The organism is Cupriavidus pauculus (assembly GCF_002858765.1).
Lineage (GTDB): Bacteria > Pseudomonadota > Gammaproteobacteria > Burkholderiales > Burkholderiaceae > Cupriavidus > Cupriavidus pauculus_B.
Window position 1 is genome coordinate 68,084 of the sequence record NZ_PJRP01000015.1, and the last position, 18,513, is coordinate 86,596.

Genomic DNA, 18,513 nt, shown 5'->3' on the forward strand with positions numbered 1-18,513 from the left:
TGCGTCTTGTCAGGAGACGGTGGCACGTGCCGTGGCGCGGCGGTCGATCGCGGCCCAGTCCCAGTCGATGCCAAGCCCGGGCAAGGCGGACGGCACGGCGTGGCCATCGGCAAACGCCACGCGGCTGTGCGTGATGGCATCGAGCTGCGGGATGTATTCGACCCACGGGGCATTGGGTACCGCCGCACAGAGCGACACATGCAGCTCCATCAGGAAATGGGGGCAGATCGGCACGTTGCAGGCTTCGGCCAGGTGCGCCACCTTGAGCCACGGCGTGATGCCGCCCACGCGCGCCACATCGGCCTGCACGATGGAACAGGCGCCCTGGCGCAGGTAGTCGGCAAACTGGCCGGCGGAATAGAGCGATTCGCCCACCGCAATCGGCAGGTGGGTGGCGGCGGCCAGCCGGACGTGGCCGGACAGGTCGTCGGCGGGCAGCGGTTCCTCGAACCACGACAGGCCCAGGCCTTCGTAGTGGGACGCGCGCCGGATGGCCTCGGCCGACGTGAAGCACTGGTTGGCGTCGACCATCAGCGCGAAATGGTTGCCCACCGCTTCGCGCACGGCGTAGAGCCGGTCGATGTCGTCGGCCAGGTGCAGCTTGCCGACCTTGATCTTGGCCCCGTGGAAGCCGGCCTGCTTCGCTGCCAGCGTGGCCTGGACCAGTTCGGTACGCGACAGGTGCAGCCAGCCGCCTTCGGTGGAGTACATCGGCACGCTCTGCTGCGCGCCGCCGGCGGCCAGCCACAGCGGCTGGCCGTCGCGGCGGCAGCGCCAGTCCCACAGGGCCGTGTCGATGGCCGCCAGCGCCAGGCTGGTGGTGGCGCCCACCGACGTGGCATGGGTGCTGAAGAGCAGGTCGTGCCAGATCTGTTCGATGCGGGCCGGGTCGCGGCCGATCAGTTGCGGCGCCAGGTGGTCGCGCAGCAGCGCCATGACCGACGACCCGCCTGTGCCGATCGTATAGCTGTAGCCCGTGCCCTCGCCGCCGTCGTCGCAGCGAATGCGCACCATCGGCGTTTCCTGGGTAGCAAACGACTGGATCGCATCGGAGCGTGCAACGGGGGGAGGCAGATCGACCTGCAGCAGTTCAACGTGCGTGATCCGGGTCATTTGCTGCCTACCAGGTTGGGCAGCCACAGCGTGATCTCGGGCACGTAGGTGATGGCAATCAGCGTCAGGAACAGCGGGATCAGCCACGGCAGGATGGCCACCGTGGTGCGCTCCACCGACAGCCTGGCCACGCGCGCCAGCACGAACAGCACCATGCCCAGCGGCGGATGCAGCAGGCCGATCATCAGGTTCAGCGTCATGATCAGGCCGAAGTGGATCGGGTCGATGCCGAGCTTGAGCACGATGGGCAGCAGGATCGGCACCAGGATCGTGATGGCCGCCGTGGTGTCGATGAAGCAGCCGACGATCAGGATCAGCACGTTGGCCAGCAGCAGGAACACCCACTTGTTGTGCGTGAAGCCCAGGATGGCGTCGGTCAGCGCCTGCGCGGCCTGGCTGGTGGTCAGCAGCCAGGCGAAGATCGAGGCGGCGGTGACGATGAACAGCACCGAGGCGGTGGTTTCCACCGTGTCGAGCGTGGCTTTTGCCAGCGCCCGCATGGTCATCGAGCGGTAGCGCACCAGGCCCAGGAACAGGGCCCAGATCACGGCGGCCACGGCGGCCTCGGTGGGTGTAAACCAGCCCAGCGTCATGCCGCCGATCAGGATCACGGGCGCCATCAGCGCCATCACCGCCGAGAAGTCGAAGTACCAGTCCAGCGCCAGCAGCGCCACCAGGGCGATCATCGCCGCCATGTTGGTCGACATGCCCGCCGACACGGCCAGCCAGATGGCCATCGGGAAGGCCAGCACCACGATGATCTCCACCGTGGCCGAGCCGAGCAGTTTCCACGAGAACGCCGTGTCGCCGCCCCAGCCGCGCCGGTGCGCGATCCACGCCACGGTGGCCATCATGAACAGCGTCAGCACCAGTCCGGGCACGATGCCGGCCAGGAACAGCGAGCCAATCGACACGTTGGCCATCATGCCGTAGATCACGAACGGCAGCGACGGCGGGATGATGGGGCCCAGCGTGGCCGATGCCGCCGTCACGCCCACGGCAAACTCGGTTTCGTAGCCATGGTCCTTCATCGCCTTGATCTCGATGGTGCCCAGCCCCGCTGCGTCGGCAATGGCCGTGCCGCTCATGCCCGAGAAGATCACCGAGCCGATGATGTTGACGTGGCCCAGGCCGCCGCGCATCCAGCCCACCAGCGCCACCGCGAAGTTGTAGATGCGGCCGGTGATGCCGGCCACGTTCATCAGGTTGCCGGCCAGGATGAAGAACGGCACGGCCAGCAGCGGAAAGCTCTCCACGCCGGCAATCATGCGCTGGGCCAGGATCACGTCGGGCACGGTGCCGCTGGCCCAGATATAGAACAGCGACGCCAGCGCCATCGACACGGCCACCGGCATGCCCACCAGCATCAGCAGCAGGAACGAAGCAATCAGGATCCACATGCCGGGGCTCCTTAGTCGTCAAACGATTCAAAGGCTTCTGGGCGTTCCAGAATCGAATAGCCGTTACGCCAGTTTTGCCAGGTCACCTGGACCGAGCGCCCCGACATCAGCACAAAGCCGAGCAGCGCCGCCCAGTACACGTAGTTCTTGTTCCATTCGATGGTGGTCATCGGCTCGTCGCCCACGATGCCGATGTACTTCCAGACCAGCCATGCGGCGTAGCCCAGGAAGGCGGTGCGCAGCACGTCGACCAGCGTGGACAGCACGCGCGCCGGGCCATGCGGCAGATAGCGGTACAGCAGGTCTACCTGGATATGGCGGCTCTTGCGCACGCACATCGACGCGCCGATGAAGACCACGCCGATCAGGCAGTAGGTGGCCAGTTCCTCGGTCCAGGCCAGCGAATCGTTCATCACGTAGCGCGTGAAGAACTGCATGAAGACCAGCAGCGTCATGACCCAGAACAGGCCCATGGTGAACCAATCCTCGGCGGCGTAGCCGGAAAGATCCACCGGCTGCGCATCGGCGGCCTCGAAGGTGTGGACGATTTCCTCGACGGAAGTCATGTGCGGCGCGCCTTCGGGCGGCGGGGCTTCCGGGTCCTGCGGGGGCACGGTCTGGGAGCGCAATTCCATTGGATGTCTCCGTTCTTATGGTGGGGTTTCTCTCCTCTCCCGCTGGCGGGAGAAGGGCGGGGGAGGGGCAGGCGTTTCTGATGAGACAGGTCGCAATTTGAGCGGCCTTGCCCGCTCCCCCAACCCCTCTCCCGTGTGACGGGAGAGGGGAGCGGGATTGACGGGCCGGGCTTACTTCACCGCCTGGATCTTTTCCCAGTCCGCCTTGCGATAGCCCTGCGACTCGATGCTGACGTTCTTGAGCACGGCGTCGCGATACTCGGGGATGCTGACTTCCGTCACCGTGATGCCCTTCTGCTTGAACACGGCCACGAGTTCCTTCTCGCGCGCCACCACGTCGGCCGTGGCCTTGGTGGCGGCTTCCTGCGTCACTTCCAGGAACATCTTGCGTTCAGGCTCGGACAGCTTCTTCCAGAGCGCGCCCGAGACGATCGTGTTCAGGTGATCGACGATATGGCCGGTCAGCACGATGTACTTCTGCACCTCGAAGAACTTCTTCGCCTCGATGGTGGTCAGCGGGTTTTCCTGGGCTTCCACGGTGCCGTTCTGCAGCGCCAGGTAGACCTCGGCGAACGCAATCGGCGACGTGTTCACGCCGCAGGCGCGCGGCATGGCCAGGTACGCGGGCACGTCGGGCACGCGCATCTTGAGGCCCTTCATCTCGGTGCAGTGCGAGAACGGCTTGTTCGACGTGGACTGGCGCGTGCCGTAGTACGTGGTGGCCACGATATGGTTGCCGGTCTTCTGCTCGTAGCCGGCCGTCAGTTCCTTGTAGATGTCGCTCTTCGTGTAGGCCAGCAGGTGGTCGGGATTGCGGAAGATGTACGGGTAGTACGTCACGCCGATGCGCGGGAACGACTTGGCCGCGAAGCTGGAGCCCGAGATGATGATGTCCACCGTGCCCATCGCCAGGCCCTGGTTGATATCGTTCTCCTTGCCCAGTTGCGACGCCGGGAACACGTCGATCTGGTACTTGCCGTTGCTGCGCTTCCTGATCTCGTCGGCGGCCCAGACCGACCACTTGTGGAACGGCTCCGAGGTCTCGTAGACGTGGGCCCACTTGAGCTTGATCGGGGCGGCCTGCTGGGCCAGGGCGGGGGTGGCGAGGGTGGCGGCAAGCAGCAGGGCCGCACCGAGCATGGACGAGAACTGCCGGCGACGAAGCATCATGGGTCTCCTTTTTCGGTGAAAGATCCGCCGGTCTTATTGGGTGACCAGTCGGCATGCGAGGGCAAAACCTCACCCGGTCAACTGCACCTTGGTACTGCGGGATTTGTCGGCCGCCAGCTGGAAGGCCTGCACGGCCTGCGCCAGCGGCAACTGCGCGGACAGCAGCGGCCGCACGTCGAGCCGCCGGGTGGTCAGGTACTGCACCGCCCAGTCGCTGTTGGCCGGAAAGTGCAGCCCTTCGGCCGGCAGGGTGCCGACCTGCACGATGCGGCCGCCCCGGCGCGTGGCCGTCAGGCACGTGCCCAGCGCGGCGGCGCTGCCGGCGGCTTCCAGGCTGACGTCGGCGATGTCCTGCAGCTCGGCGGCGGGCACCTGCGTGGTCAGGATGGTGTGGTCGGCGCCCACGGTGGCGGCCACTTCCAGCGGCCGCTGCGCGATGTCGCACACGATGATCCGCGCCGCGCCGGCCAGCCGCGCGGCCATCACGGTCAGGCTGCCGATGGTGCCGCCGCCGGTGACCAGCACGGTCTTGCCGAGCAGTTCGCCGGCCCGGTTCACACCGTGCAGCGCCACCGACAACGGTTCGGCAAAGGCCAGTTCGCCCAGCGAGATGTCGGCATCGACGGGCGTCAGCTGCCTTTCGTGCATCAGGAAGTGCTGCCGGAACATGCCCTGCACGTGCGGGAACACGCTGGCGCTGCCCAGAAAGCGCATGTTGCGGCACAGGTTGTCGCGGCCGGCGCGGCAGTAGTCGCACTGGCCGCACGCATGCGACGGATTGATCGCCACCTTCATGCCGGGCGCCACGCGCGTGACGGCGCTGCCCACCGCCTCGACGATGCCGGACGCTTCATGCCCCGGCGTCAGCGGCTCCTTGATGACGAACGCGCCGACCTTGCCGTGGAAGTAATAGTGCAGGTCCGATCCGCAGATGCCGGCCGCGCCCAGGCGCACCAGCACGTCGTGTGCACCCGGCGTGGCGGGTTCCACCTCGGTAAAGCGCAGGTCTTCGCTGGCGTGGATATGGCAGGTCAGGGACATCATGACTCCTCGCTGTGGACTTTCACGTCTTTGCCATGGCCCGGCCACGCCGCGTAGAAGCGGTTGTGCGACAGTTCCAGGTGATCGCACATGGCTGCCCGTGCCGCGTCGGGCGAGCCTGAATCGATGGCCTTCACCACGGCCCGGTGCTCGGCAATGGCGGCGGTCCAGCTTTCGGCGTTCTCGAAGTGGTTGCCAAACTGCGCGAACAACGGGTTGTGGCGCTCGTCGAACAGCTCGGCCACCAGGCGCAACAGCACGGCGTTTTCCGAGACCTCGGCAATGCGCAGGTGAAACATGCGGTCGCCGCGCACGGGAATATTGCCGCCGCCGGCTTCTTCTTCCATCAGGGCGATCGATTCGGCCAGCGCTTCCAGCAATGCCGGCGTGCAATGGCGCGCCGCGCCGGCGGCCATTTCGCCTTCGATGACCTGGCGGGCGCGAATCACGTCCAGCGGCGTGGCGGCCACGATGCCGCCGGCGGTGGTGGCCGGTGGCGTGGCATCGGCGGCGCAGGCATAGATGCCCGACCCCATGCGCACTTCGACCAGGCCTTCCACCTCCAGCGCAATCAGTGCCTCGCGCACCGACGGGCGCGACACGCCCAGCTGCACGGCCAGGTCGCGCTCGGGCGGCAGCCGCGCGCCAACGGGAAATTCACCGCTTTCGATCAACCGGCGCAATTGGTCGGCAATCTGGCGGTACAGGCGACGCGGTTCGATCTGCTGAAGCGGCATGGGTATCCCGGGCAGGCAGCGGACAAATGGTCAAGCGGTCTGACCAATTTCTAGGAGACTTTGCACGGCGCTTCAAGAAAAAGTTGTGGCGCGCCGCAGCAGGGGGCGTCCGGGCGCAGGGAGGGCGGGGACGGCGGATAGCCAGGGAAGATATGACACCGCTGCATGCCAAAACTACTGCGAATGGCGCCCAACTGCGCGATTTTCGCAGATTGGCCGCTGTCCGAGCTCGCTCTGCAAGTCTCTGAATCCATTGGGGAAAGCCGGCCAGAGAGACGCCGGACGGACATCCGGTCATCATGCGGGCCCCGCATTTGCTACTAAGCTTTCTTGGGGCTGTCCTGCTTCTGGGGCAGTCTGACGTGTTCCATCTGTGAGGAGATCACGATGCAAACGAAGACGTTAATACCCGCCGTCCTGGTCACCGCTGGCTTGCTGGCCGTGCCGCTTGCGCAAGCCCAGCAGCAGCAACCGATGCCTGGCCAGACCCAGCCGTCGGGTCCGACCCCGATGCCATCCCCGGGCCAGGCAGGCGCGATGCCGCCAAACGCGACACCCATGCCGCCGGCTTCCAGCGGCAAGTCGTCGCATGGCATGTCGCACAAGGGACAAAGCTCCGGCTCGCAAGGCAGCATGTCGCAGGGCGGTATGTCCTCGGGCGGCATGTCGCAAGGCTCGATGTCGTCCGGCCAGCCGGGCTCGATGCCGATGGGCGCGCAGTCGCCTTACTCGCCCAAGAAATGGAACAAGGGCGAAAAGCTGCCGACGGAATTCCGCGACCGGCAGTACGTGATCGACAAGTACAAGGACTACAACCTGCCCGCGCCCAAGAAGGGCTATCACTGGGTAGGGGTCGGCGCCGACTACTACCAGGTGTCGTCGAACGGCACGATCTATTCGGTCGGGCCGGGAGGCTGAAGCGGGTAGGGGATCTACCAAGAAAAACGCCGCGGTTTCGCGGCGTTTTTTTGTTCGACCCGCCCCCACATGTCCAGGCAGAGGGCGGGTCCGATGTCCAGGCTCAGTGTCCTCAGTCCGGCAACGCGTCGTACGTCACCAGGAATACCTGATCGTCGCCCGCGCTGACCGACAGCCAGACGATATCCAGATCGGGGAAGGCCGCTTCCACGTTGTCGTGCTCGTTGCCGATTTCCACCACCAGCACGCCGCCGGGATTCAGGCGCTTCTTGGCGCCGGCGATGATCCGGCGCACCACGTCCATGCCATCGTCGCCGCCGGCCAGTGCCAGGCGCGGCTCGGCCAGGTACTCGGCCGGCAGTTCGCGCATCGACTGTTCGTTGACGTAGGGCGGGTTGGTCAGGATCACGTCGTAGGTGGCGGCAGACGGCAGCGGCGCGTACAGGTCGCCCTCGAACAGCGCGATGCGATCTTCCATCTTGTAGTCCGCCACGTTGCGGCGGGCCACGGCCAGTGCGTCGGACGAAATGTCCACGGCGTCGATCTTCGCATTGGGCCAGACATGGGCCGCGATGACCGGCAGGCAGCCCGAGCCGGTGCAAAGCTCCAGCACCGGACCGATCTGCTCGATATCGCCCAGCCACGGCTCCAGGCCGTCCTGTAGCAATTCGCCGATGAAGCTGCGCGGCACGATCACGCGCGAATCCACGTAGAAGCGCAGGCCGTGCATGAACGCCTCATGCGTGATGTAGGCGGCCGGCACGCGTTCGGTCACGCGGCGGTCGATCACCTTCAGCACGGCGTCGACTTCCTCGGGCAGCAGGCGCGCGTCAAGGAACGGGTCGAGCGTGTCCAGCGGCAGGCTCAGCGTGTGCAGCACCAGGTAGGCCGCTTCGTCATAGGCGTTGGCGCTGCCGTGGCCGAAAGACAGCCGGGCGGCCGTAAATCGGGAAACGGCCAGGCGCAGCAGGTCGCGGACGGTTTTCAGGGGGGATGGGGTCGGCATGGCGGTCGGTCGCTCCAATTGTCAGTCGATCAGGCGATCAGGCGTTCCAGCACGCCACGGTAAACGTTCTTGAGCGGCTCGATGAAGCGCACTTCCACGTGTTCGTCGATCTTGTGGATGCTGGCGTTCGGCGGGCCGAATTCGATGACCTGCGGGCAGATCTTGGCGATGAAGCGGCCATCGGACGTGCCGCCCGTGGTCGACAGCTCGGTCGTCACGCCGCACTCGGCGGCGATGGCGGCCGCCAGCGCTTCGGACAGATCGCCGCGCGGCGTCAGGAACGGCTCGCCGCCCAGCGTCCAGTCCAGCGTGTATTCCAGGCCGTGCTGGTCCAGGATGGCGTGCACGCGCTGCTTCAGGCCGTCCGGCGTGCTGGCGGTCGAAAAGCGGAAATTGAAGTCGATGGTCACGTGGCCCGGGATCACGTTGGTGGCGCCGGTGCCCGCATGGATATTCGACATCTGCCACGTGGTGGGCGGGAAGTACTCGTTGCCCTGGTCCCACGTCTCGGCCACCAGCGCGGTCAGCGCCGGCGCGGCCAGGTGAATCGGGTTGCGCGCCAGGTGCGGATAGGCGATATGGCCCTGCACGCCCTTGACCGTGAGCTTGCCCGACAGCGATCCGCGGCGGCCGTTCTTGACCATGTCGCCCAGCGTATCGACCGAGGTCGGCTCGCCCACCACGCAGTAGTCCAGGCGCTCGCCGCGGGCCTTCAGGGCTTCCACCACCTTCACGGTGCCGTCGTGCGCGGGGCCTTCCTCGTCGCTGGTGATCAGGAACGCGATCGAATTGGCGTGGTCGGGGTGCTGGGCGATGAATTCCTCGCACGCCACCACGAAGCCGGCAATCGACGTCTTCATGTCGGCCGCGCCACGGCCATAGAGCTTGCCGTCGCGCTGGGTGGGCTCGAACGGGTCGGACGACCACTGTTCGAGCGGGCCCGTCGGCACCACATCGGTGTGGCCGGCAAAGGCCAGCAGCTTGCCCGCCGTGCCTTGCGTGCCGCGCTTGACCGCCCACAGGTTGGTCACGCGGAAGGTGTCAGGGCCGCTGACGATGTTCTCGCAGGTAAAGCCAAGCGCGGTCAGGCGCGCTTCCAGCACGGACTGGCAGCCTTCGTCGGCGGGGGTGACCGAGCGGCGGCGCATCAGGTCTTCGGTCAGGGCAAGGGTCGGATTCATGGTGCGGGGTGGTGCGAAATTCGAGTCTTCAGAACAGCGAGGCGTACGTGTCGGCGGAAAATCCCACGCTGACATTGCCATCGCGATCCAGTACCGGGCGCTTGATCAGCGACGGGCTGGTCTGCATCAGGGCCATGGCGCCGGCTTCGCTCTCCGCCTTGGCCTTGTCGGCGTCGGACAGCGCGCGGTACGTCGTGCCTTTCTTGTTCAGCAGCGTGGCCAGCGGCACGTGCTTGAGCCAGGCGCGCAACATCTTCTCGTCGACGCCTTGCTTCTTGAAATCGTGGAATGCGTAGTCGACGCCGTTCGATTCCAGCCAGGTGCGGGCCTTCTTGACGGTGTCGCAGTTGGGAATGCCGTAGAGCAGGACGGTCATGATGCGCGGAATCGGAATGGAATTAACGGAACAGCAGGTTGATCGCGATGATCAGTCCGCCCAGGCCAAATGCCACGCCGGCCATGGCCACGGCCGTCATCAGGCGCAGCCGGCGGTCCAGGCGCGCGGCCTCGCGGCGCAGCGCCTCGATCGTGATCGCATGCTGCTCGGCCAGCATCTTGACCGCTTCGGCCTGCTGCACGGCAGCGGCTTCCAGCTCCGCGATGCGGGCGGCCGGGTCGCGCGGCGGCTCGGCGTCGGACTGCGTGCTTTCGCTTCCGTCCTTGCGCTTGCCCTTCTTGAGCTTCTCGATGGTCTTGTTGGCCTGTTCGAGGATGGTGGGCAGCAGGGATAGCACGGTACTGACGGTGGCGGGGTCGAGGGCCATGAGTCGCTTGGCAGAGAATGGCATCGGCGGGTCTGGGGCCGCCGCCGGGGCATGGCCCGGCGGCAGGGTGCGGCTGGGCGCGCGCGGGATCAGTCGCGCAGCAGGTCGTTCAGGCTGGTCTTGGCGCGGGTTTGCGCGTCCACCTTTTTCACGATCACGGCGCAGTACAGGCTGTACTTGCCATCCTTGGACGGCAGGTTGCCCGCCACCACCACCGAACCGGCCGGCACGCGGCCATAGTGGATCTCGCCCGTTTCGCGGTCGTAGATCTTGGTCGACTGGCCCAGGTACACGCCCATCGAGATCACCGAGTTTTCTTCAACGATCACGCCTTCCACGACTTCCGAACGGGCGCCGATGAAGCAGTTGTCTTCGATGATGACCGGGTTGGCCTGCAGCGGCTCCAGCACGCCGCCAATGCCCACGCCACCCGACAGGTGGACGTTCTTGCCGATCTGGGCGCACGAACCGACGGTGGCCCAGGTGTCGACCATCGTGCCTTCGTCCACGTAGGCGCCGATGTTCACGTACGACGGCATCAGCACGGCATTCCTGGCGATGAACGAACCGCGACGGGCCACGGCCGGCGGCACCACGCGGAAGCCAGCCTTTGCGAAATCGTCCTGGCTCCAGTTGGCGAACTTGGTCGGCACCTTGTCGTAGAACTGGGCAAAGCCGCCGGCGCTCATCGGCGCGTTGTCTTCCAGGCGGAACGACAGCAGCACGGCCTTCTTGACCCACTGGTTGACGATCCAGTCCTGGCCTTGCTTCTCGGCCACGCGCAGCGTGCCGGCGTCCAGTTGCGAGATCACGTTGGCCACGGCTTCGCGGATATCGTTCGGCGCGGACTTCGGCGACAGGCTGGTGCGGTCTTCCCAGGCCTGGTCGATCAGGGCTTGCAGAGCTTGCGTCATGATGGTGTTCTCAGTGGTGATTTGTGTAAGAGGCGGCGCCGGACAGCAGGTGCCCCGGCGCCAGGGCATTCGATCGGTGAAGCAGGGTGAAGCGTTGGCGCCGGTGCGGTCAGCCCAGCGACTTGCAGAATTCGACAATCCGGCGCGCGCCTTCCAGGCACTCGTCGGGCGTGGCCACCAGCGCCATGCGCACACGGTTCCTGCCCGGGTTGGCACCGTGCGCATCGCGCGCCAGGTAGCTGCCCGGCAGCACGGCCACGTTCTGCTCGGCCAGCAGGCGCACCGCGAACTCGGTGTCGCTCAGGCCCGTGCGCGACACATCGGCCCACAGGTAGAACGCCGCGTCGGGCAGCGCCACGTCCAGCACTTCGGCCAGCAGCGGCGTGACCTCGGCAAACTTGCGCACGTAGGCGGCGCGGTTGTCGCGCACGTGTGCCTCGTCGTTCCAGGCGGCCACGCTGGCGGCCTGCACGGCCGGGTTCAGCGCGGCACCGTGATAGGTCCGGTACAGCAGGAATTTCTTCAGGATCGCGGCGTCGCCGGCCACGAAGCCCGAGCGCAGGCCCGGTACGTTCGAGCGCTTGGACAGGCTCGAGAACATCACCAGGCGCTCGAAGCCGCGGCCCAGCTTGTGGGCGGCCTCCAGCGCGCCCAGCGGCGGCGCGGCTTCGTCGAAATAGATCTCGGAATAGCACTCGTCCGACGCGATCACGAATCCGTAGCGGTCCGACAGCGCGAACAGCTGCTTCCAGTCTTCCAGCGACAGCACGGCGCCGGTGGGATTGCCCGGGGAGCATACGTAGAGCAGCTGCACGTTCGGCCAGACATCGGCGTCGATCTGGTCGAACGCCGGGGCGAAGTTGCGCGCCGGGTCGCTGTTGGCGAAAACCGGGCGGGCTCCGGCCAGCAGGGCCGCGCCTTCATAGATCTGGTAGAACGGGTTCGGGCACAGCACCAGCGGATTGGGCTGGCTGGCATCGATCACGGTCTGCGCGAAGGCAAAGAGTGCCTCGCGCGACCCGCTGACCGGCAGCACCTCGGTCGCGGCATCCACCTTCGGCAGCTGGTAGCGGCGCTCCAGCCAGCCGGCGATGGTCTGGCGCAGCGCGTCGGTGCCGGCCGTGGCCGGGTAAACGGCCAGCCCGGACAGCGATGCGGTCATCGCGTCCTTGATGAACTGCGGCGTCGGATGCTTGGGTTCGCCAATGCCAAAACTGATGGCCGGCTTGTCGGCCGGTTTCACATCGGCCACCAGCACGCGCAGTTTCTCGAAAGGGTAGGTCTGGAGCAGGTCGAGGCGCGGATTCACGGTGGCAGGGCGGCGGGGCGGTTGAAACCGAGCATTATAAAGGAATGCCGGGCTCCGCCATATGCGTGCCGGGCGGCGTCTCGCGGCGCCCCGGAGCGCCGTGCCGTACACATCGATACCGCCATCAATAGAGCATCACCCGCGACACCATTGCCACGATGGGCCGCCGTACCAGGTCTTCGACGCGTGCATGCAGGTGCAGGGGACGCAGCAGCATCTTGACGGTCATTTCGAGCGGCAGGTGGCGCCTGATCACGGCGCTGCAGCGCGAGTTCAGGGCGCGGACTTCGCGATCGGGCACGTCTTCGCGGTTCTGCTCGATACGCAGCACGTTGCGCAGCGCAATTTCGGCGTCTTCGTTCTTGATCTCCAGCAACCGGCGCGCCAGGGCGGCCAGCACCTTGGCCCTGCCAAGCTGTTCGCGGCTGCTCAAGTCATTGAAATAACGGAAGAAATGCTTGTAGTGGCGCACCTCGTCATTGGCGATGCGGTGCGTCAGGTTGCGCAGCACGGGCTCGTCGCTGGCCTGTTCCAGCGCCCGGTAATAGGTAGCGGTTCCGGTTTCCACCACGCAGCGCGCGGCCATTTCCAGTGCCTGGGTGCGCTCGAAATTGTCGACGGAGCACGTCTTGCTGTACTCGTCGAAGAACCGCTGGTAGCCACGTTCCCAGTCGAATTCCGGCCAGACATGCTCGACATAGCGGCGCAGCGCCAGGCCGTGCTGCAGTTCCTCGGATTCCCAGTGCCGAGACAGCCATTCGGCGGCGTCGGGTATGTCGGCGTAGTACTGGGCCAGATTGCCGGCGTAGGTGTCAGACCCGCTCTCGATGAACGAGGCGCCGGTCAGCAGGTAGAAGAGCGTGCGGTCGTCGCGCACCTGCGCGACGTCAATGGCGTCGTAATCGATCTCCGCGACGGACCATGGCAGGTCACCCGGCATCTCGGCCGGTGGTGTTGGGGTCATGCTCAGTCCTCCAAACTGCTGCACTGCAGGCATCAAGCTTCAGACTGGCCGCGGGCGCCCTGCGGCACGGCGGCGGGCACGGGCAGAGCGGCGGGCACGGCGCTTCGGGGTGGGGCCCCGGGGTCACGCCGGCAACTCCAGAGACTAGCACTAACCCTAAGAAGTTTCCGGCGGATTTGCCAGCGTGACGTTTTCATGAAACAACGCAGGCGCCTAGAAAGTGCATGCAGCAACGCCTGCAAGCCTCGGAAATACAACGATTTTTCAAGTCGGGCAATGACCGCTTCGTGATGGGTGCAACGGTGGAGAAAGCGGCCGGTCAATGGATTGGCGATGGTATGATTAGCGCCAATCTATCGGGCACCGGGGGCAGTTTGCGGCGCAGGCGTCACGCCTTGCCGTGTGCTCTGGCGTGGGCCCGGCGTTTCCCATTTTCGTATCGCCCAAACCACACGACAACCGTGCGACTGTCCTCGATCAAACTGGCGGGCTTCAAGTCCTTCGTCGATCCCACCAATTTTCAAGTGCCTGGCCAGCTGGTCGGCATCGTAGGTCCCAACGGCTGCGGTAAATCCAACATCATCGACGCGGTGCGCTGGGTGCTTGGTGAATCACGTGCGTCGGAGCTGCGTGGCGAATCCATGCAGGACGTGATCTTCAACGGCTCCACCGCGCGCAAGCAGGCGGGCCGGGCCAGCGTGGAACTGGTGTTCGACAACGCCGAAGGCCGCGCCGCCGGCCAGTGGAGCCAGTACGCCGAAGTGGCGGTCAAGCGCGTGCTAACCCGCGACGGCACGTCTTCGTACTACATCAACAACCAGCCGGTGCGCCGCAAGGACATCCAGGACATCTTCCTGGGTACCGGCCTGGGGCCGCGCGCCTACGCCATCATCGGGCAGGGCATGATCTCGCGCATCATCGAGGCCAAGCCCGACGACATGCGGATCTTCCTGGAGGAAGCCGCAGGCGTATCGAAGTACAAGGAACGCCGCCGCGAGACCGAAAACCGGCTGGGCGACACGCGCGAAAACCTGACCCGCGTGGAAGATATCCTGCGCGAACTGGGCAACAACCTCGAAAAGCTGGAAGGCCAGGCCGAGGTGGCGCAACGCTACCGGCACCTGCAGTCCGAAGGCGAGGAAAAGCAGCACCTGCTGTGGCTGCTGCGCAAGCGCGAAGCCCAGGCCGAGCAGGAACGCCATGCCCGCGCCATCGACCAGGCGCAGATCGACCTTGAAGCCCAGACCGCGCAATTGCGCCATGTCGAGGCCGAACTCGAAACGATGCGCGCCGCGCACTATGCCGCGTCCGATGGCATGCACGTCGCGCAGGGCGCCCTGTACGAGGCCAACGCCGAAGTCAGCAAGCTCGAAGCCGAGATCCGCTATGTGGTGGAGTCGCGCAACCGGCTGCAGGCGCAGATCGCCGCGCTGACCGCCCAGCGCGAGCAGTGGCAGGGCAAGGCCGACCAGGCCAATGACGACATTGCGCAGGCCGAGGAAGACCTGGCGCTGGCCGAGGCCCGCAAGATCGAGGCCCAGGACACCGTCGCCCAGAAGAGCGACGAACTGCCAACGCTGGAAGGCCAGTGGCGCGACGCCCAGCAGAAGCTCAACGACCAGCGCAGCGGCATCATGCAGGCCGAGCAGGCGCTGAAGCTTGAAGCGGCGCACCAGCGCAACGCCAACCAGATGCTGCAGCAGCTTGAGCAACGCAAGGAACGCCTGAAGGGCGAGGAGCAGGGGCTCGATCGTCCGGACGAAGTGCGGCTCGAAGAGCTGCGCATGGACCTGGCCGAACAGGAAGCCACGCTCGAAGAGGCCCAGGCATCGCTGATGGATGCCGAGGAATCGGTGCCGCGCCTGGACACCGAGCGCCGCGCCGCGCAGGAGCGCGTGCAGAGCGAAACGGCCGCGATCGCCTCGCTGGACGCCCGCCTGGCTGCGCTGCGCCAACTGCAGGAAAGCGTGCAGACCGACGGCAAGGTCCAGCCGTGGCTGGAACGCCATGGTTTGGCCGAACTGCCACGTCTGTGGAAGAAGGTCCATATCGAGCAGGGTTGGGAAAACGCGCTCGAATCGGTGCTGCGCGAAAAGCTCGCCGCACTGGAAGTGTCGAACCTTGACTGGGTCAAGGGTTTCCTGTCCGACGCCCCGCCGTCCAAGCTCGCGTTCTACGCGCCGCCGCCTGCCGCGCGTCCGGTGGAAGCCCCGGCCGGCCTGCGTCCGCTGATGTCGCTGGTGCAGATCACCGAGCCCGGCATCCGCGCCGTGATGCAGGACTGGCTGGCCGACATCTACACGGCCACCGACATGTCGCAGGCGCTGTCGGCACGCGGCACGCTGCCCGAAGGCGCCCAGTTCGTGGTGGCCGAGGGCCATCTCGTGGGCCGCAACGCCATTCAGATCTACGCGGCCGATTCCGAGCAGGCCGGCATGCTGGCCCGCGAGCAGGAGATCGACAACCTGCAGAAGCAGTCGCGCGCGCAGATGCTGCTGTCCGACGAGGCCAGATCCAACGCCGTGCGCGCCGAGACGGCGTATACGCATGCCAGCACGACGCTGATCGAGGCGCGTGCGCGCGCCGAGCAGGCCACGCGCCGCGTGCATGCGTTGCAGATGGACGTACTGAAGCTGTCGCAGGCCATGGAGCGCTTTTCGGCGCGTAGCAACCAGATCCGCGAGGAACTGGGCGAGATCGACGCGCAGATCGACGAACAACGCGCCATCCGTGCCGAGTCCGAAGCCAGCTTCGAGCAGCACGACACCAGCCTGGCCGAGCTGCAGGCATCGCACGAAGACCAGCAGATGGCCTTCGATGGGCTGGACACCAAGCTGACCAACGCGCGCCAGCAGTTGCGCGACATGGAACGCGGCGCGCAGGAAGCGGTGTTTGCCGAGCGCAATCTGGCCGGCCGCATCGACGAACTGCGCCGCAATATCCAGATGGCCGGCGACCAGAGCGAGCGCGTGGCGGAATCGCTGGAGAACGCCCGCGCCGAGCTGGAAACGATCAACGAGCAGACCGCCAATACCGGCCTGCATGAAGCCCTGGAAGTGCGCGCCGAGAAGGAGCAGAAGCTGTCGGCCGCACGGATCGAGCTTGATGCCCTGTCGGCCCAGCTGCGCCAGTTCGACGAACAGCGCCTGGCTGCCGAACGCAGCCTGCAGCCGCTGCGCGACCGCATCACCGAATGCCAGCTCAAGGAACAGGCGGCCCGCCTGAACCAGGAGCAGTTCACCGAGCAGCTGACCACGGCCGAGGTGGACGAAGCGGCGCTGGCCGAGAAGCTGATCGGCGACCTGAAGCCGTCGTACCTGCAAGGCGAAGTGACGCGCCTGAACAATGCCATCAACGCGTTGGGTCCGGTCAACATGGCCGCGCTGGACGAACTGTCCGCCGCCCGGGAGCGCAAGACGTTCCTTGACGCGCAGTCGGCCGACCTGACCGATGCCATCAACACGCTCGAAGACGCGATCGCCAAGATCGACCAGGAAACGCGGGCGCTGCTGCAAGGCACGTTCGACCAGGTCAACCACCACTTCGGCGAGCTGTTCCCGGCGCTGTTCGGTGGCGGCCAGGCCAGGCTGATCATGACCGGCGAGGAAATTCTGGACGCCGGCGTGCAGGTGATGGCGCAGCCGCCGGGCAAGAAGAACTCGACGATTCACCTGCTGTCCGGTGGCGAAAAGGCCCTGACGGCCATTGCGCTGGTGTTCGCGATGTTCCAGCTGAACCCGGCACCGTTCTGCTTGCTGGACGAGGTGGACGCGCCGCTGGACGACGCCAACACCGAGCGCTATGCCAACATGGTGGCGCGTATGTCCGACAAGACGCAGTTCGTATTTATTTCTCACAACAAGATTGCGATGGAGATGGCCCACCAACTGATTGGCGTGACGATGCAGGAGCAGGGGGTCTCGCGGATCGTGGCGGTGGACATGGATGCAGCCGTATCGATGGCGGAGGCCGCTTAAGATGGAACTGCAGAACGCACTGATCATCGCGGGTGTTGTATTGCTGCTGTTGCTGGTGGCCTATAACCGGTGGCAGATCCACAAGGCGCGCCGCGTGCGGCCGCTGATGCCCGAGGACGACCTGCCGCCGATGCGCGAGCCGGTGGTGGGCAAGACCACGCAGCCCGAAACGCAGGCCAAGCTCAAGGAAGCGCCGCCCGAGCATGTGAACCGGCGCGAGCCGACGCTCGGCGAGGCGGGTAAGGGGCTGAAGCACGAGGCCGATACCCACGCCGATACCCAGGCCGACGTGGCGACCGCCACCGCCGCCGCGCATGCTGCCGCCAGTTCGGCCGATGCCGACGAGATCGTGGCCGACGAGGTCGCCGTGGCAGCCGCGCCGGCCGCCGGACATGCCGAAGCCCATGCAGAAGCCCACGCCGAGGCCCATGCCAATGCGCTGGCTGACGCCGCGATCGACGCCGACAACGAAGTCGTCGAGGAATCGCTCGCCAAGGCGGCTGCCCCGGTCGCCCGGGCCACCGAATCCGTGCCGGACGGCCAGCCCGCTGCGGCCGCGATCGATCCGCTGATCGACTGCATCGTGCCGATGCACCTGGAGCGCAAGGCCTCCGGTGACCGCATCCTGCCGCTGACGGGCCGTCTGCGCCGCGCGGGCACGAAGCAGGTGCACATCGAAGGGCTGCGCATCGAAGCCAATGCCTGGGAGCCAGTGACTGCCGGCCACCAGTACGAAGACCTGCAGGTGGCCGTGCAGCTGGCCAACCGCAGCGGCCCGCTCAATGCGCTGGAATTCTCCGAGTTCGTCAATGCCGTGGAGGCGCTGGCCGAGGCGCTGGATGCATCGGCCGACCTGCCCGACATGACCGAAACGGTGGCGAACGCACGCGAACTGGATGGTTTCGCGGCCGGTGCCGACGTGCAACTGGGCGTCAACGTGATTTCCGACGGCGCGCCGTGGTCAGCCGCCTATGTGCAGACCGTGGCTACGCAGGACGGCCTGGTGCTGTCGCGCGACGGTACGCGATTCATCCGCTATGAACCGGGCGCCGATGGCGTGCAGAAGCCGCTGTTCACGCTGCAGTTTGGCGACACGAACTTCCTGCGCGACGACCTGACGCTGAACGCGGGCCGTCAGATCACGCTGCTGCTGGACGTGCCGCAGGGGGCGCAGACGATCAAGCCGTTCAAGACGGTTTGCGAGTACGGCTACAGCCTGGCGCAGCGGATGGGTGCCCAGCTGGTGGACGACAATATGCGTCCGCTGACCGAAGCGTCGTTCGTAGCGATCTTCACCCAACTCGAAAAGCTCTACGAAAAGCTGGAAGCGCGCGGCATGCCGGCCGGTTCGCCGGTGGCCCAGCGCCTGTTCAGCGTATAACGA

At 66.1% G+C, this 18,513-nt stretch carries 16 protein-coding genes; 3 read left to right on the plus strand and 13 right to left on the minus strand.

Features of this window, described 5'->3' with window-relative positions:
• Positions 1 to 9 precede the first annotated feature (9 nt).
• From CYJ10_RS25155 to CYJ10_RS25180, 6 genes are all read right to left on the minus strand, one after another.
• Positions 10 to 1,113 (minus strand): mandelate racemase/muconate lactonizing enzyme family protein, encoded by a 1,104-nt coding sequence (locus CYJ10_RS25155; RefSeq protein WP_101684172.1) that lies wholly within the window; start codon positions 1,111 to 1,113, stop codon positions 10 to 12.
• Positions 1,110 to 2,513, minus strand: a complete 1,404-nt coding sequence (locus tag CYJ10_RS25160) for a TRAP transporter large permease (protein ID WP_101684173.1) — start codon at positions 2,511 to 2,513, stop codon at positions 1,110 to 1,112. Before CYJ10_RS25160 ends, CYJ10_RS25155 begins: the two co-directional genes overlap by 4 nt.
• Before the next feature lie 11 nt (positions 2,514 to 2,524).
• Positions 2,525 to 3,148, minus strand: a complete 624-nt coding sequence (locus CYJ10_RS25165; protein WP_101684174.1) for a TRAP transporter small permease — start codon at positions 3,146 to 3,148, stop codon at positions 2,525 to 2,527.
• 171 nt (positions 3,149 to 3,319) lie between these two features.
• Positions 3,320 to 4,315, minus strand: a complete 996-nt coding sequence (locus CYJ10_RS25170; RefSeq protein ID WP_101684268.1) for a sialic acid TRAP transporter substrate-binding protein SiaP — start codon at positions 4,313 to 4,315, stop codon at positions 3,320 to 3,322.
• Between the two features lie 72 nt (positions 4,316 to 4,387).
• Positions 4,388 to 5,362 (minus strand): L-idonate 5-dehydrogenase, encoded by a 975-nt coding sequence (locus CYJ10_RS25175; RefSeq protein ID WP_445347045.1) that lies wholly within the window; start codon positions 5,360 to 5,362, stop codon positions 4,388 to 4,390.
• A complete protein-coding gene (locus CYJ10_RS25180; protein WP_101684176.1) occupies positions 5,359 to 6,096 on the minus strand; it encodes a FadR/GntR family transcriptional regulator in 738 nt (245 codons plus the stop codon). Before CYJ10_RS25180 ends, CYJ10_RS25175 begins: the two co-directional genes overlap by 4 nt.
• 387 nt (positions 6,097 to 6,483) lie before the next feature.
• Between CYJ10_RS25180 and CYJ10_RS34960 the strand changes: the two genes are divergently transcribed.
• A complete protein-coding gene (locus CYJ10_RS34960; RefSeq protein WP_257993522.1) occupies positions 6,484 to 7,014 on the plus strand; it encodes an RcnB family protein in 531 nt (176 codons plus the stop codon).
• Positions 7,015 to 7,126: 112 nt separating this feature from the next.
• Here CYJ10_RS34960 and prmB read toward each other — a convergent pair whose 3' ends face one another.
• From prmB to CYJ10_RS25220, 7 genes are all read right to left on the minus strand, one after another.
• On the minus strand, positions 7,127 to 8,020 hold the full coding sequence (prmB, locus tag CYJ10_RS25190) for a 50S ribosomal protein L3 N(5)-glutamine methyltransferase (protein ID WP_101684177.1): 894 nt from the start codon (positions 8,018 to 8,020) through the stop codon (positions 7,127 to 7,129).
• Between the two features lie 29 nt (positions 8,021 to 8,049).
• Positions 8,050 to 9,201 carry a succinyl-diaminopimelate desuccinylase gene (gene dapE / locus CYJ10_RS25195; RefSeq protein ID WP_101684178.1) on the minus strand — a complete coding sequence of 384 codons (1,152 nt, stop codon included), beginning with the start codon at positions 9,199 to 9,201 and terminating at the stop codon, positions 8,050 to 8,052.
• 28 nt (positions 9,202 to 9,229) lie between these two features.
• A complete protein-coding gene (locus tag CYJ10_RS25200) occupies positions 9,230 to 9,577 on the minus strand; it encodes an arsenate reductase (RefSeq protein ID WP_101684179.1) in 348 nt (115 codons plus the stop codon).
• A 22-nt stretch (positions 9,578 to 9,599) separates the two neighbouring features.
• A complete protein-coding gene (locus CYJ10_RS25205) occupies positions 9,600 to 9,965 on the minus strand; it encodes a hypothetical protein (RefSeq protein WP_257993523.1) in 366 nt (121 codons plus the stop codon).
• Positions 9,966 to 10,054: 89 nt separating this feature from the next.
• The gene (dapD, locus tag CYJ10_RS25210; RefSeq protein WP_101684181.1) at positions 10,055 to 10,879 is read right to left on the minus strand and encodes a 2,3,4,5-tetrahydropyridine-2,6-dicarboxylate N-succinyltransferase; all 825 of its coding nucleotides are present in this window, start codon (positions 10,877 to 10,879) and stop codon (positions 10,055 to 10,057) included.
• Positions 10,880 to 10,988: 109 nt separating this feature from the next.
• The gene (gene dapC / locus CYJ10_RS25215; protein ID WP_101684182.1) at positions 10,989 to 12,188 is read right to left on the minus strand and encodes a succinyldiaminopimelate transaminase; all 1,200 of its coding nucleotides are present in this window, start codon (positions 12,186 to 12,188) and stop codon (positions 10,989 to 10,991) included.
• 124 nt (positions 12,189 to 12,312) lie between these two features.
• Entirely contained in the window at positions 12,313 to 13,152 is an 840-nt protein-coding gene (locus tag CYJ10_RS25220; RefSeq protein ID WP_101684183.1) for a ferritin, read from the minus strand.
• A 461-nt stretch (positions 13,153 to 13,613) separates the two neighbouring features.
• Between CYJ10_RS25220 and smc the strand changes: the two genes are divergently transcribed.
• Positions 13,614 to 17,129: a chromosome segregation protein SMC gene (gene smc / locus CYJ10_RS25225; RefSeq protein WP_101684270.1), complete on the plus strand. Its 3,516-nt coding sequence runs from the start codon at positions 13,614 to 13,616 to the stop codon at positions 17,127 to 17,129.
• 1 nt (position 17,130) lies between these two features.
• Positions 17,131 to 18,510 (plus strand): cell division protein ZipA C-terminal FtsZ-binding domain-containing protein, encoded by a 1,380-nt coding sequence (locus CYJ10_RS25230; RefSeq protein WP_101684184.1) that lies wholly within the window; start codon positions 17,131 to 17,133, stop codon positions 18,508 to 18,510.
• Positions 18,511 to 18,513 lie beyond the last annotated feature (3 nt).

Bases quoted from the DNA above. Each gene is read 5' to 3' on its own strand.
- CYJ10_RS25155 (WP_101684172.1), bottom strand. From the start codon at position 1,113: ATGACCCGGATCACGCACGTTGAACTGCTGCAGGTCGATCTGCCTCCC.
- CYJ10_RS25160 (WP_101684173.1), bottom strand. From the start codon at position 2,513: ATGTGGATCCTGATTGCTTCGTTCCTGCTGCTGATGCTGGTGGGCATG.
- CYJ10_RS25165 (WP_101684174.1), bottom strand. From the start codon at position 3,148: ATGGAATTGCGCTCCCAGACCGTGCCCCCGCAGGACCCGGAAGCCCCG.
- CYJ10_RS25170 (WP_101684268.1), bottom strand. From the start codon at position 4,315: ATGCTTCGTCGCCGGCAGTTCTCGTCCATGCTCGGTGCGGCCCTGCTG.
- CYJ10_RS25175 (WP_445347045.1), bottom strand. From the start codon at position 5,362: ATGATGTCCCTGACCTGCCATATCCACGCCAGCGAAGACCTGCGCTTT.
- CYJ10_RS25180 (WP_101684176.1), bottom strand. From the start codon at position 6,096: ATGCCGCTTCAGCAGATCGAACCGCGTCGCCTGTACCGCCAGATTGCC.
- CYJ10_RS34960 (WP_257993522.1), top strand. From the start codon at position 6,484: ATGCAAACGAAGACGTTAATACCCGCCGTCCTGGTCACCGCTGGCTTG.
- prmB (WP_101684177.1), bottom strand. From the start codon at position 8,020: ATGCCGACCCCATCCCCCCTGAAAACCGTCCGCGACCTGCTGCGCCTG.
- dapE (WP_101684178.1), bottom strand. From the start codon at position 9,201: ATGAATCCGACCCTTGCCCTGACCGAAGACCTGATGCGCCGCCGCTCG.
- CYJ10_RS25200 (WP_101684179.1), bottom strand. From the start codon at position 9,577: ATGACCGTCCTGCTCTACGGCATTCCCAACTGCGACACCGTCAAGAAG.
- CYJ10_RS25205 (WP_257993523.1), bottom strand. From the start codon at position 9,965: ATGGCCCTCGACCCCGCCACCGTCAGTACCGTGCTATCCCTGCTGCCC.
- dapD (WP_101684181.1), bottom strand. From the start codon at position 10,879: ATGACGCAAGCTCTGCAAGCCCTGATCGACCAGGCCTGGGAAGACCGC.
- CYJ10_RS25220 (WP_101684183.1), bottom strand. From the start codon at position 13,152: ATGACCCCAACACCACCGGCCGAGATGCCGGGTGACCTGCCATGGTCC.
- CYJ10_RS25230 (WP_101684184.1), top strand. From the start codon at position 17,131: ATGGAACTGCAGAACGCACTGATCATCGCGGGTGTTGTATTGCTGCTG.